The sequence below is a fragment of the Psychrosphaera sp. B3R10 genome, from assembly GCF_018861025.1.
Classification (GTDB): domain Bacteria; phylum Pseudomonadota; class Gammaproteobacteria; order Enterobacterales; family Alteromonadaceae; genus Psychrosphaera; species Psychrosphaera algicola.
Genome location: NZ_JAHKQH010000012.1, coordinates 32,881 through 47,194, shown reverse-complemented (window position 1 = coordinate 47,194; position 14,314 = coordinate 32,881). Strand labels below are relative to the sequence as shown.

At 41.2% G+C, this 14,314-nt stretch carries 8 protein-coding genes; 2 read left to right on the top strand and 6 right to left on the bottom strand.

Features of this window, described 5'->3' with window-relative positions; translation table 11 throughout:
- Positions 1–1,383: 1,383 nt before the first annotated feature.
- Positions 1,384–2,367, bottom strand: coding sequence for an alpha/beta hydrolase (locus KO525_RS04845; protein ID WP_215962666.1), 984 nt, complete (start codon positions 2,365–2,367; stop codon positions 1,384–1,386).
- Between the two features lie 427 nt (positions 2,368–2,794).
- Here KO525_RS04845 and KO525_RS04840 point away from each other — a divergent pair, with 427 nt between their 5' ends.
- Positions 2,795–4,225, top strand: a complete 1,431-nt coding sequence (locus KO525_RS04840) for an arylsulfatase (RefSeq protein WP_215962665.1) — start codon at positions 2,795–2,797, stop codon at positions 4,223–4,225.
- A 145-nt stretch (positions 4,226–4,370) separates the two neighbouring features.
- Here KO525_RS04840 and KO525_RS04835 read toward each other — a convergent pair whose 3' ends face one another.
- The 5 genes from KO525_RS04835 to KO525_RS04815 form a co-directional block, all read right to left on the bottom strand.
- On the bottom strand, positions 4,371–5,450 hold the full coding sequence (locus tag KO525_RS04835; RefSeq protein WP_215962664.1) for a glycoside hydrolase family protein: 1,080 nt from the start codon (positions 5,448–5,450) through the stop codon (positions 4,371–4,373).
- A 62-nt stretch (positions 5,451–5,512) separates the two neighbouring features.
- The gene (locus KO525_RS04830; RefSeq protein ID WP_215962663.1) at positions 5,513–6,931 is read right to left on the bottom strand and encodes a sulfatase; all 1,419 of its coding nucleotides are present in this window, start codon (positions 6,929–6,931) and stop codon (positions 5,513–5,515) included.
- A gap of 59 nt (positions 6,932–6,990) precedes the next feature.
- The gene (locus KO525_RS04825; RefSeq protein ID WP_252736633.1) at positions 6,991–8,559 is read right to left on the bottom strand and encodes an arylsulfatase; all 1,569 of its coding nucleotides are present in this window, start codon (positions 8,557–8,559) and stop codon (positions 6,991–6,993) included.
- Positions 8,559–9,914 carry a sulfatase gene (locus KO525_RS04820; protein ID WP_215962662.1) on the bottom strand — a complete coding sequence of 452 codons (1,356 nt, stop codon included), beginning with the start codon at positions 9,912–9,914 and terminating at the stop codon, positions 8,559–8,561. Before KO525_RS04820 ends, KO525_RS04825 begins: the two co-directional genes overlap by 1 nt.
- 322 nt (positions 9,915–10,236) lie before the next feature.
- Positions 10,237–12,153, bottom strand: coding sequence for a hypothetical protein (locus tag KO525_RS04815; protein ID WP_215962661.1), 1,917 nt, complete (start codon positions 12,151–12,153; stop codon positions 10,237–10,239).
- A 387-nt stretch (positions 12,154–12,540) separates the two neighbouring features.
- On the opposite strand from KO525_RS04815, the gene KO525_RS04810 reads away from it, so the two are divergent.
- Positions 12,541–14,094 carry an arylsulfatase gene (locus tag KO525_RS04810; RefSeq protein WP_215962660.1) on the top strand — a complete coding sequence of 518 codons (1,554 nt, stop codon included), beginning with the start codon at positions 12,541–12,543 and terminating at the stop codon, positions 14,092–14,094.
- The last annotated feature ends 220 nt before the right edge of the window (positions 14,095–14,314 follow it).

Below are 14,314 nucleotides of genomic sequence, written 5' to 3'. Positions count from 1 at the left end.
CACAAAACGTCATCCCCTAGCTTGTAATATGAGTCGAGCCTTAGCGATATTTGGGACCTCCAACCAAGTGCAGAGGAAGTTCATAATTCGCCTTGCAGGCTGCGCCTTTCTTTGCCTTGCAGGCGGCTATTTCGACTGCGTCGACCTTACTTTTTGCAACAGCCCAAAAAGTAGGCAAAAAGGCCGCTTTCGGCCAAATCCCTAATCCTTATTTAAGATTTATATTATCGTCGAAGACGGGATGAAAGTATGTCCATATACAACCATCCCTTGCAACGGCGTCCCTGCCGTTCACTTCGAGATAAAAATCTCAACTAAGGGGGATTTAGACGAAGTTATATGTAGCCTGAACTTTAGGTGTGATAAAACGTTTTTTTAGAAAAACCGTCATTCCAATTAAACAGAAAAACCGTCATCCCCGTAGCTTGTAAAGTTAGGCAGTCTAAGCGATATTAGGGATCTCCAACCAAGTGCAGAGGAATCACATAATTCGCCCTAAATTGGCTCATAAGTTCAGAACAAAAACCGTCATCCCAAAAGAGCCACAGCGATATTAGGGATCTCCAACCAAGTGCAGAGGAATGTCATAATTCGCTTTCAACTGGCTCATAAGTTCAGAACAAAAAACGTCATCCCAAAAGAGCCTAAGCGATATTAGGGATCTCCAACCAAGTGCAGAGGAATGTCATAATTCGCTTTCAACTGGCTCACAATAACCAGAACAAAAAAACGTCATCCCAAAAGAGCCTAAGCGATATTAGGGATCTCCAACCAAGTGCAGAGGAATGTCATAATTCGCCCTAAATTAGCTCACAATAACCAGAACAAAAAAACGTCATCCCCGTAGCTTGTAAAGTTAGGCAGCCTAAGCGATATTAGGGATCTCCAACCAAGTGCAGAGGAATCACATAATTCGCCCTAAATTGGCTCATAAGTTCAGAACAAAAAACGTCATCCCGTAGCTTGTAAAGTTAGGCAGCCTAAGCGATATTAGGGATCTCCAACCGAGTGCAGAGGAATGTCATAATTCGCTTTCAACTGGCTCACAATAACCAGAACAAAAAAAACGTCATCCCCGTAGCTTGTAAAGTTAGGCAGCCTCGGCGATATTAGGGATCTCCAACCGAGTGCAGAGGAATGTCATAATTCGCTTTCAACTGGCTCACAATAACCAGAACAAAAAAACGTCATCCCCGTAGCTTGTAAAGTTAGGCAGCCTAAGCGATATTAGGGATCTCTAACCGAGTGCAGAGGACGTTAAAAATTTCAGCAACTCTGACCCCATTGGTCGGAATACATAGAGTTTTTTGTTGCGGGATAAAACTAATGGCTTAGTTTTATCCCGCACGGTAGGTATTGTGGGGTTGGTGTTTACTTACTTACCTATTTAATGATTTTAATAGTTGGTTGGCCTTCTAAATACCCTAGAGACGTTAAAAATTCGTCTAATTTGTATAACGTATCGGTAAAATTCTTTTTAGAGTTGTAGTTGAAGAATCCGTGTTTCCCGCCTTTATACAAATACAGTTCAGAGCGAGAACCTAATGCCTGCATTTTGTCTCGGAACGACTCAGCTGTCGCAACTGGTACAAGATGATCTTTTGTCCCTAAAAATACAATTGTTGGCGGCACATCTTTTGTTAGATTATGCATTGGCGAAAAATCCTGCCAGTAATCTTTCACGCGATTAAAGCCATAACCTGCTTTGCTATTGTCATAAACCGGGTTAAATAATGCTAATGCACTAGGCATAGTGTCGATGTTCAAATTATCATTTGGGTCGTCAAATTTTGATATGGTTGCCATAGCTACTGCCAAATGGCCACCTGCAGAACCACCTGACGCAACAATTTTGTTCGGGTCGATGTTAAATTGGGCAGCATTTGCCTTAAGCCAGCGCATTGCGGATTTAGCATCCATTACCGCTTCTTTTGGAGTCGTTTTGTTGCGACTTTTAACTCGATATTCCGCTGCAATCGCCACCATTCCACGAGAGGCTAAATATTCACTTTGGCGATAAAATTGTGCTGGACTACCACCGTTCCAACCGCCACCGAAGTAAAATAGTATTGCAGGGCGTTTTTTGTTGGTATTGCTTGATGGTGGCAAGAACACATGCATCTTAAGTTGTGTCTTCCCTATGGTTTTGTACAAAACTTTCTTGTCAGGTTGCGGCACTGGATCTGCTTTTGCCTTCGCTTTCGCTTTCGCCTTCGCCTTCGCTTTTGCCTTTGCATCTGATTTAGATGCAGAACTTACTTTTTCCGACGAAGCGTCAATAGTCGACTTTTCTACTGTCACTGCCTGTTCACTCGCGCATCCGGTAACAAATACACAAGCAAAAAGTAAACTGAATATTAATTTCATTTATGGAGCCTTTATAATTCTAATTAGTGACCTTTAAAACAAGGTTAAAACCGAAAAAGCGTAAAAATATGTATTAACTAAAGTGCATACAGATTGGGCACGACGCATTCGATTATTTGTCGGGTTCAGTTTAACTTACAATTTAAAGCCGCAAAGGTTGATACATAAGATTTTAGTGGTATTTTTTTACGGTTGTTGCCAATTAAAACTGTTTTAATTTTATGGTCAATAATTTTGATAATATAAAGCACATTGGACAAGGATTTAATTTTCCAATTGCAATTTTTGCTGTGCGAATAAAAAATTATTCAACGTTATTGGTAAATAAACCGTTTTAAAGAAGAAGAACAACATGGCAATACTCCGTCAAACAGGGTACAAATTTCTCACCACTTTTACACTACTTTCGGTCCTTTCGGCCTGTAACATGTCATCGACAAAATCCGTTTTAGAGAGCAAAGTAGAAAATCCGTCAAAATCACCAACAAAACCTAATATCGTTATCATATTTGCAGATGACATGGGGTTTGGTGATATTCAAAGTTATAACACCGACAGCCTTGTGCCAACGCCTAATCTAAACGCACTTGCATCTGAAGGTATGAAGTTTACTGACGCTCATTCTTCTTCAGCCGTTTGTACACCGTCACGTTATTCATTGTTAACCGGGCGTTATGCCTGGCGTACAGCGCTAAAGAAAGGAGTGCTTGATGCAGAGTCTCCGCTGATGATAGACACTAAGCGCGAAACTATTGCTGGCTTGCTAAAAAAAGCGGACTACGAAACGATTATGGTTGGTAAATGGCACTTAGGACTAGGGGAAGGTAAACCTGATTATCGTGGCCAGTTATCACCGGGACCAAATGTTCTTGGCTTTGATTATTTTTACGGCATCCCTGCATCATTAGATATGGGACCTTATGTTTATATCGAAAACGAACACGTTGTGACGCCATTAACAGGTAATAAAATCGCAGCGAGCAAACATAGAAGAGGCGGTGGTGATGGCTTTTGGCGTAAAGCTGAAATAGGTGACGGCTTTAAACACCAAGAAGTACTGCCTAATTTAACTAAAAAAGCGGTAAGCAAAATTGCTGAAGCGGCTAACAAAGAGAAGCCATTTTTTATGTACTTCTCACTCCCTTCACCACATACACCGTGGTTACCAGCTAAAGAATTCCAAGGCGTTAGTGGTGCAGGCACTTATGGTGATTTTGCCGCTAATACAGACCATGTTGTTGGTGATGTTTTAGCTGCAATTAAAGCCGCTGGCATTGAAGACAATACGATAGTTATCTATTCGTCAGATAATGGCGCGCACTGGAAACCAAATGATAAAAAGAAATATGCGCATCGCGCAAATGGCGAATGGCGCGGACAAAAAGCCGATATTTATGAAGGCGGACATCGTGTACCACTTATCATAAAGTGGCCTGGTAGAGTTGAAACAAATGCCGAATCGGCTGCCCCAATCGTATTAAATGATATTGTTCGCACTATGGCATCAATTGTAGGTGTGCAACCAGGACAGGGTGCTGCGACAGACTCTTTTGACTTTTCACAGGTATTACTTGGGCAGAGCGACAAGTTTGACCGCGCACCTATGATCCATCATTCAATTAAAGGTCGTTTTGCTATTCGAGTTGGCGATTGGAAATTAGTGGAAGGCAAAGGAAGTGGTGGCTTTTCTAAACCGGCTAATATAACACCTAAAAAAGGTCAGAGCCCGTTTGAGTTATACAACTTGGCCCTTGACCCTGCAGAAAAAAATAACCTGGCAGATAAAGAACCAGCCCGAGTAAAATCGATGTTAATTGAACTTAACGATATACGAAACCACGAAACGGTTTCATTTTAGGAAGGGAACTAAACCTTCGATATAAAAAAGCTAGGGCACTTAACATGCCCTAGCTTTTTTTGCTCTAATTCACCAATCAATAATCTCTATTTTGCAATAAAAGCAAATGAACTTACTTTTATTGCACTAGAGGAATGATACGTAATTACTTAGTGTCAGCTTCGATAAACTTAATCTTAAAGACATGAGACCGACTACCATGACCCGGTGTAGAGTTAATCCCGGTAGCCATATATAAATATGCTGGCTTGCCGTCTTCAAACAAGATCTGAGGACGTTCTAGACGACCGGTTAAGTCACCACGGTAGACCGTATTGTCAGCCAATGTTTCTTTGCCAACGTAATGATCTAACGCTTCAAAGCTTCGAGTAACGTTTTCCCAAGGAAAAAACAAACCGTCATCTGATTGCCACAACAGACCACCGCCGTGTGAACCTTTTTTACTGCCAAAGTCACGACTTAAAAAATAAACCGACTCATTCATCTCAAACGCGTATACATCTTCAATACCGCGCCAGTCAGGGGTCACTTGTTTAGTGTAGTTGTAAGGGCCTTCAAGCGTATCTGAAATGGCAACACCGTAGGTATATGCCCCCCATTTTTTCTTTGGATTTTTTTTCAGGACAGACTTGTTATAAAGAAAATATTTGCCGTCTACTTTGAGTAACGTCGGATTTGAAACCCCAAGCTTAGCGGTTTTATTCCAGCTATTTTCATGGGTGCCTTTTCGTAAAATCGTGCCATCGGGTTCCGCACCAGCAGCCGGACGCCAGTTGTCGTTTAAATCGTCTGCAACGTACATAATAATGCGCTGGGTCGCCAACTTATTGTCTTCATTAACAATAAAGCTCAGGACATAGCGGCCATCAATCTTTTTAATCGTTGGATTATGCGGAGCATTAAATTTGCCACCTTTGTCGGCCACAGCGATACCAACAAATTTAAACGGGCCTTGAGGTGTATCCCCAACATAGTGACCGATTTCACTTTCTTTAAACCAACCACTAAAGTCTTTTTGTCCATCTAGAGACCACTGGGCAACATATAAGTGAACCTTGCCATCAGGTCCTATAATCGGCGATGTGCCCCATATGTGTTTGCCTTTGGCTTCTAGCGCGACGCCAAGGTATTCATATTCTAACTTATTCGGTTTGGCGATACTCGGTGAAGGCATTGCGCTTAATATCACTGAGATACACAAGATTAACATAACTTTATACTGCATTTGTGAAACTCCAATTTAAAAAATCTGTATTTAATTTGTTTTTAAAAATAAACAGCGACTATCTACCAGCTCGCTTTATTAGGGTCGTAGTTTTTATTAAGAGGCATAGTTTGGGCGCCGACTTCTAGTCGCCACTGGCGTAATTTTGATAACAACGAAGCGGTTAATTCGGGCTGTAAATGCGCGATGTTGTGCTGTTCGCCAATATCATTTTTCAAATTATAAACCTCAATTTTTTGGTCATTAAAAAATTCAATAAGTTTAAAGTCACCGTCTCGGATCGCGCCAGAAGGCTGACCTTGACGGTGATAATGTGGGTAGTGCCAATACAAGGCATTGCGATGTAATGTTGCTGACGGTTCAAAAAACAAGTGAGAAATATCAACGCCATCTAATGTTGAAGTTGGCGTTTTTGCTCCGCTTATTTGGGCAAATGTGGGCAGCAAATCCACCGTACTAATTAATGTATCTGATGTTTGATTCGGTTTGATCTGTCCGGGCCAACTGGCAATAAATGGAATGCGAATTCCGCCTTCATAAAGCGTCGCTTTACCATTTCGAAGTGGCGCATTATCCGTTGGTCGTCCCGTATCATTTTTATCTAAACCACCGTTATCGGACAACAGGATGACAAGGGTATCTTCGGCTAAATTATTGCCATTTAAGTAATTCATCACAGTCGCTACGCTATCGTCGAGAGAATGCAGCATCGCGGCGTATTGGCTATTATTTTGGTTCGATTTAACCCATTTTTTTCGTTCGTCATAAAGGGCTTTGATGTCATCATTAAAATGCACTTTGGTATGAACGCTATAGTGAGAAATAGTGACAAACCAAGGTTTGTTTTGGTTCGATATTTGCGAAATATAGTCTATTGCTTCATTGGTCAGTTGATGGACACCTTTTGGATCTTGTTTGTTATGCACGCCATTGAGACTAAAATCTTGATGTCCGGCGTCGAAACCATGGTATTGGGCTGCGATATTTTTTTCGCTGTCTTGTTTTGTTAATGGTCTATCGACAAACTCTTTAAGACCCTTTATATGCCATTTACCAAACCATGCGGTTTTATAGCCGTTATCTTGCAGGACTTCGCCTACCGTCAGATCCTTTGCCTTAATGCCATCTAAATTCCATGCAGGAACTGAGTATTTTTCGTTTGGATATTGCCATCCTGGGATCCAGTCGGTGACGTGCAATCTGGCAGGGTGCTGGCCGGTTAATATGCTCATACGTGTTGGTGAACAAATATGTGCGGCGGAATAGGCTTGGGAAAACTTGATGCCGCTGTTGGCAAGTTGGTCTATGTTTGGTGTCTGATAAAAGTCACTGCCATAACTCGATAAGTCTCGCCAGCCAAGATCATCAACTAGGATCATCAGAATATTAGGCTGTTTACTCGTTTCGGTTTGCGCAATCGCACTCGACATAAAACTAATACAGCTATAAAACAACAGTAAACTGATTAAGGGCTGTTTCATTTTACATGTCCTAAATGGTATCCCCTTAGTGTTAACTAAGGGGATGTTGTTTCTTAACGCTAATAACGGCCTTGGATGATTTCATCAAGACGTCTTTGAAGCTTTGACGCTAACTCTGGATTTTCCGCAGCAAGGTTATTCAGCTCACCAGGATCGGTTGATAGATCATAAAGTTGATCCTCGTTTACGTAGCCGCCTTTAATTTTTTTGGATTTTATAAAATTCGGCTTTTTGTTCGATTTAGGTATGAATTTAAACTGGTTATGGCGCAACGCCGAATTCCCCAATGACTCTTCAATCAAATCAACTCGGCCATTTTCTGATTTGCCTAACCAAACAGAAAGCTGATCTAAACTGTCGACAGCCTCATCATCGGCTAATTTGACGCCAACCAGTTTCGCCAATGAGCGGTAAATATCCATTTGTGAAACTAACGCATCGTTCACTTGTGGCTGAATGGTTCCTGGCCAGTAAACGAGCGTAGGTACACGTGTTCCAGCTTCTAAACGACTGTATTTGCCACCGCTAAATGGTCCCCCAGGTTTATGGTCGCCAAGCATATTCGCGGCATCATCAAAATATCCGTCAAACAAAACTGGGCCATTGTCACTGGTAAAGATGATCAAGGTATTTTCAGCTAGTCCTAAGTATTCAATTTCTTTTATGATACGGCCTGTGATCCAGTCCATTTGAGCAATAGCGTCACCACGTGGCCCCATTGTGCTTTTACCTTTAAAACGAGGATGAGGCATTCTTGGTACGTGAATGTCGTGAAATGATTTAAATAAGAAGAATGGTTTTGCTTTATTTTTTCTAATAAAATCAATGGATTTTTCGGTAAATACTTCTGCAAAATCTTCGTCTACCCAATGAGCCGCTGTACCGCCATCCATGTGACCTATGCGACTTACACCATTTACGATGGTTTTGTTATGTTGGCCATCCGCTTTATAACGAAGCAGTTCTGGATTTTCATAACCAGTTGGCATATCGCCAATTTTTTTCTTGTAATTAACTAATAGCGGATCGTCTTTTTGCAAGTTAACGACATTGTGATCTTCAACATAAACCGTTGGTACTCGGTCGCCTGTAGCAGGAATCAAAAAGCTATAATCAAACCCTATTTCGAGCGGGCCCGGTTTTATGGCTTTATTCCAATCTAGATTGCCATCGCCTAAACCAAGGTGCCATTTACCAATAACCGCGGTTGTATAACCCGCTTTTTTAAACATGGATGCCATAGTGGGTTTGCCCGGCTGAATTAATGCAGGAGCATCGCCTTTTAAAATTTGCGCATTATTTCTAAATCCATGTTCCCCGGTTAATAAAGAGTAACGTGACGGAGTGCAGGTAGCCGCAGAAGAATGGCCGTCGGTAAAACGAATGCCGTTTGCTGCAATACGATCAAGCTCCGGGGTTTCAACGCCTTTTGCGCCGTAACTGCCTATGTCGCCATAACCTAAGTCGTCAACATAAAAGATAACAACATTTGGCGTAACCTTATGTTTTGAGCCCTCGGGCATCACATTATCATTCATAGTGCTAGTTGCGTTTTGAGATGATTGCCCACAGCCTGACGCCAGCGCCGCTAGCGTCATCGCAAACAATATTTTTAGTTGCGCTTTCATTACCTTCCCTTATCTTGAAGTAGTTTTTTATTAGTATGATTTAGAGTGAATTCTGGATCAAATTTGGGATTTAGCTCTGTTGGAATTGGCGCATTTATGGCAGTGCGCCAAGCATTAAGGTCTTTGCTTAAGCTATTAACTATTTTAGGTAGATAAAGCGCTAAATTTACATGTTCACCTAAATCATTTTCTAAGTCATATAACTCAAATACGTTATCTTCGAAATAATGGTGTAGCTTCCATTTTCCTTGGCGCATAGTCGAGCCTGGCCGAGTTCGAAATAGCGGGTCGCGACTTTGATCGGCGCTTGCATTGTAAGCCTGTAAATAGATAGGGAAATGCCAGTATAGGTTTCTGTTTTCGAGTGTTTTGTTGTCAAACCAAAGTGGTGATAAATCGCTTCCGTCTAACGTTTGTTTACTTACATCTGCATTGATAACGCTAGCTAACGTAGGGTAAAAATCAGCATTTATGACCGGGGTTGCATCGGTTCTTGGTGCAATACGACTTGGAAAAGAAACAACAAGTGGCACACGTGTTCCACCTTCATAATAACTGCCTTTGCCGCCTCTTAGTGGGTCTTGGTATGAAATAGAACGGATCCCACCGTTGTCAGAAGTAAAGATAACAAGGGTATTGTCGAGTAGTTTTTGCTGCTCTAACGAACGCATTATTCTGCCAACGTTGATGTCCATTAGTTCAACCATTGCAGCAAACGTAGCGTGTCGTTCATTGCGAATAAGCGGGTGATTTAAATACTTTTGTTTTACCGACTCGGTTGCTTCAAGGGGGGTATGAACCGTGTAAAAAGGAATGTAAGCAAAAAATGGCTGCTCTTTGACCGCCGATATCCAATCGATAACTTCGCTAGTGAGGCGGTCAGGCAGATATTCTCCGTCAGGGCCATCGGTGATGAATGGTAGGTTATAGGGACTAAAATAGGTTTTTGGATGTCCCTTTTGATACCCCGCCACATTGTGATCAAAGCCCTGTGTTTTAGGATCTAAACCTAAATGCCATTTACCAAAGTTGCCTGTGGTATAACCTTGTTTCTGAAACATTTCAGCCATGGTAATGACATCGTCTTCCAAATCATTCGTATTGGGCTCTGGGATCAGTTTACGTGTTTTTGCATTGCCACGAGTTGAAGGCGATACGGTATAAACACCGTGGCGCGGCGAATATTGACCACTCATCAAAACCGCTCGACTAGGTGCACAGTTCGCAGCCCCGGCATAAGCATCGGTAAAGGTAAGTCCTTTAGATGAAAGGGCATCAATGTTCGGGGTTTGAAAAACACCAGAGTGGTCGTTATAGCCAACATCTGCCCAGCCTAAATCGTCAACTACGATCATGACTACATTTGGCGTCTGTGCTGAATAAGCATTAAAGCAACAAATCGATAGGAAGAAACTTACAATAGTGAGCGTTCGCATTGGTGTGTGTAATTTTTTGATTATATTGGTTAATAACAAAAAAGCGGGCTGAACCCGTAAATTTGTTGCCAACATGAATGGTTGTTTAGGATTAAACCTGTATTAAATCAAAAATCAGTTAAAGATGTTTCGACAATTGGTTTGAATTAAAGTTAGGAAGGTTAGGAAGGTTTACTAAATTGGTGATTTTCTAAAAGGCGCCAGCTTGCGGTTTAGGCAAGCCTTGCGCATTGAATTGACGTTACTCTGTCTGCGGTGACCACTTAATTATAAAGGTTGCACCCGGTTCTACAGTTATATCAAAATCTGTATTTGCTCGCTTCATAGCACCTAATGGTTCAAGTGTAATAGCGTTAGGATTTGACTTTGAATTATCGATAAGTGGATTGCCAACCGTCGACATCAATGCCCATACTTCTGCCTTCATTGGCGTTTCTGTTTTAAATCCATCCATCGTAATTTTAGCAACCGTTCGCTTTCTGTCAGAGGTATTCGTTAATACCACCCCAACGTGTTTTTGATCAGGGCTGACACTAGCGGTCGCTAAGATTGCAGGTATTTTTTTCCTTCTAAATTTGTTTTGAGCGCCACTGACTTCAACTTTCACAAACTGCTGTTGCATATGTTTGGCAAATATTTCAATAGGGAAGGCACGTGAGCGTATTACGCCGTCATCGTTAACCATAGGGGTATTGTTATTGAGAAATAAGGAATGACCCATTAACGCGGCAACGTCATCACTGTACTCGTTAATTACGGTATGCATAATTGCCAATTGGTTTATGTGATTTTTTAAGCCATATTCGGTTAACCAAATTTGCTCTTTACCGGTTAACGATGGGTTATCGTAGTTGGCATTCCATTCTTTGATTTCTTCAATTTTGTGGCCGATGCCCAAACCTGCATATATCGCTTGCGTATAGTTTTTATGAGCTTGTTTAAGGTCTCCAGGGTAATAATGCTTGGCAATACCGTCAAAAGGTTGTTTCGCTTTGGCCATATGTTTAAAGAATGACTCTTTCTCGAAACTAGAAATGATTTGAATCGACGGATCTACCGCTTTCATTTTATGGTAATAGTCGATAAATCCTGGTTGTTTACCTGTGAGGTAATCCAATTTAACAAACTCATTACTCGGTGGGATCATGCCGTTGACGCCATCGCCAAATGTAATTTCACCGATTTTAGTGTCTAAAACGTAATGTTTATCTTTAGCGCCAGATTGCTCAAAACTTGAGACTCTTTGCCACAAGGTTCCATCAATTCGAAGGTTAAAAGGTTGTTTAGGGTCGTGCAAACTTACCGGTGCAAACTTCACATAGAGTTTTTGATTTGCCGCTGTTGTGGTTTTTATATGACTGTCTTTCCAACTTGTTTGTGCTGCAGCTTTTTGACTTTTGAAGTATTTGTAGCCACCAAAAACATATCTATCGGCATCGCCAAACGCCAACATGCCATTGGTTCCTTTAGCATCGTCTTTTTCGACATTTGCATTACCACGTTTGCCATCGAGTTCCGTAGGATAGGAGCCCCAGTTTAATTCCCAGTTACCAAAGACTTCGTTGCCAATTTCCCAATATTTAATACCGTAAGGTTCAACATGGCCATTTTTGGCACGTTCTGCGGCCCAGTCTTTGCCACCATTAGGGTTTTCCCCGACTTTCGCATTCATGTATTCCACCCAATCGGCGGCGTCTTCAGGCGTTTCATATCCCCAGGCAACCATGATCACGCCGTGAGTAAAGCTGGTGGTTTCTAACAAGCGCCCAAATTCATCCGGGCCAAATTCGTTTGACCGATTACTTTGATTGTTACCACTGACATTATCAATACGTTGAGAAACAGGACCAATTGCTCGTTTCCATTTATATAAGTTAGCTTCAGAACCCCCTGGGAAACGATATGACTGTAAGCCCAGTTTTTTAGCCGCATTCATTTCAATAGGATCAAATTCACCATTGGCTTTTAAAATGCCCTGGCCACCTTTTGGGTAGATGTTATTGCCACCATAATAGAGGGGATTTTGTTGTCCTATAACATCGCTAACGTTGATTTCAACTTTAACCGTTTGGTCGGCGAAGCTGAACATGGAAACAGTAGAAATTAATAAGCCTGCTATACAGGTCTTAACTGACAACATTTGTTTATTGGAAGACATAATGGGTTACTTATTGTTATTTTTTAATAGTAACAGTCATTTTAGAAAAACCCGTAAATTATCAATAGAGTTTAACGCTCGCTATTACGCTCTTTGTTCTGCATATAATGACACAGACTCTAGGCAATTTGTCGGCGTACTAAATTGTTTATATAAAAGAATTTATTAGGGATAATTTCAACTTTATTTAACAAAATTCAACTTTTTTTACGGGTTTAGTTTCCTTACAAGGTTTGTAATTCAGAGCTGGCTATTAGCGCTGGTAATGAGCGACAACTTTAAGTAGCAAATTTAAGAGCTAATACATTAATTGTTAATATATAGGCACATGATAGATCGATACCTCAGTGTCTAAATTACTATGTATCGAGAGTTAGGGTAAATTTTATGAATTTGAGCAATTTATTTGCATTAACAAGCTTAGCGGCATGTTTGAGTCTGGCTGGTTGTTCTGGTGCTTCTAAGAGTGAAAGCGACACAGTAGCTAACGTTAAACATGATAAACCTAATGTTATCTATATTTTGGTAGATGACTTAGGTTATGGCGACATTGAACCCTTTGGTCAGGAAAAAATTAAAACGCCAAATCTGCAAAAAATGGCAAATGAAGGCATGACCTTTACGCAACATTATGCAGGTAACACCGTTTGTGCTCCTTCTCGTGCAGCTTTGATCACAGGTCAACACTCTGGTCATGGTCAAATTCGTGGTAACTATGAACTTGGCGGATATGAAGACGCCGAAGAATTTGGTCAAATGCCTTTGGTTCCAAATTCACCAACTATTGGTAAATTAATGCAGAAAGCGGGTTATGAAACTGCGCTTATCGGTAAATGGGGCTTAGGTGGGCCTGGTTCTTATGGTTTACCAACCAAACAAGGTTTTGATTACTTCTTTGGTTACTTAGACCAAAAACAAGCGCATAACCATTACCCAACACATTTGTGGAAAAACGAAGAGTGGTTCAAATTGGACAACGAGTGGGTTCATCCACATGCACCATTCCCTAAAGGTGCAGATAAAAATGATCCGTCTGTTTACGAACAGTGGAAACGTCCAGACTTTGCTCAGCAACGTTTAACCAACGAAGCACTAGAGTATGTTGAACAAAATAAAGACAAGCCGTTTTTCTTATATCTAGCTTACGCTGCACCACATGCGGCTTTACAAGCACCAGATGAAGAAATTGCAAAATATGACTTTGAAGAAACGCCATATGACGGTTCGACAGACGGCGGTTATTTACCATCGCTTAAACCAAGAGCAACTCGTGCAGCAATGATTTCGCATATTGACGAAGGTGTTGGTCAATTGATGGCAAAACTTAAAAAGTTAGGTCTTGACGATAATACATTGGTTATCTTTACGAGTGACAACGGTCCAAGCCCTGAAGGTGGCGCAGATCTTGAGTTCTTCGAGTCTACAGGTGAACTTCGAGGCATCAAACGTGACCTTTATGAAGGCGGTATCCGCATGCCTATGGTTGCTCGCTGGCCTGAAAAAATAAAACAAGGCGTGCGTAACGAACATATTTCAGCATTCTGGGATGTTATGCCGACATTAGCCGACATCGTTGGAACTGAAGCACCTAAAGAAACAGACGGTATTTCATTTTTACCAGCACTTACTGGCGAAGGTCAACAGCAGGAACACGACAATTTATACTGGGAATTCCATCACTGGAATGGCACTCATTCACAGGCCGTGCGTATAAATGGTGTTAAAGGTTCTGACTGGAAAGCGATCCGTTATTTCAACGGCAAGAAAGGTAAGCAACCTAAAGTTGAATTGTTTGACCTAACTAATGATCCAAGTGAATCAACAAACCTTGTGGCTAAACACCCTGAGATTGCATCACAGGCATTAGAGTTAATGGACAATTCACGTACTCGTTCATTTATCGATACTTGGAACTTCGATTATTACAAAGGTAAGAAGTAACTTATCTCTGAGTAAAACTATTTTTTTAGTTGTGTGTGTTTTGGGGTGCCTTTTGGCACCCTTTTTTTTACCTACTGCTGAATTTGCCATTTGGTAAAAAGCATAAGTTAAAAAACATAGTTAACAAGAAAAACAAGAACGGCGTTAATAATGAAATCGAAGGTTACGGCGTTCCCATAAAGTAGAAATCAATAATAAAAAGAACCACATAATTTGGTTG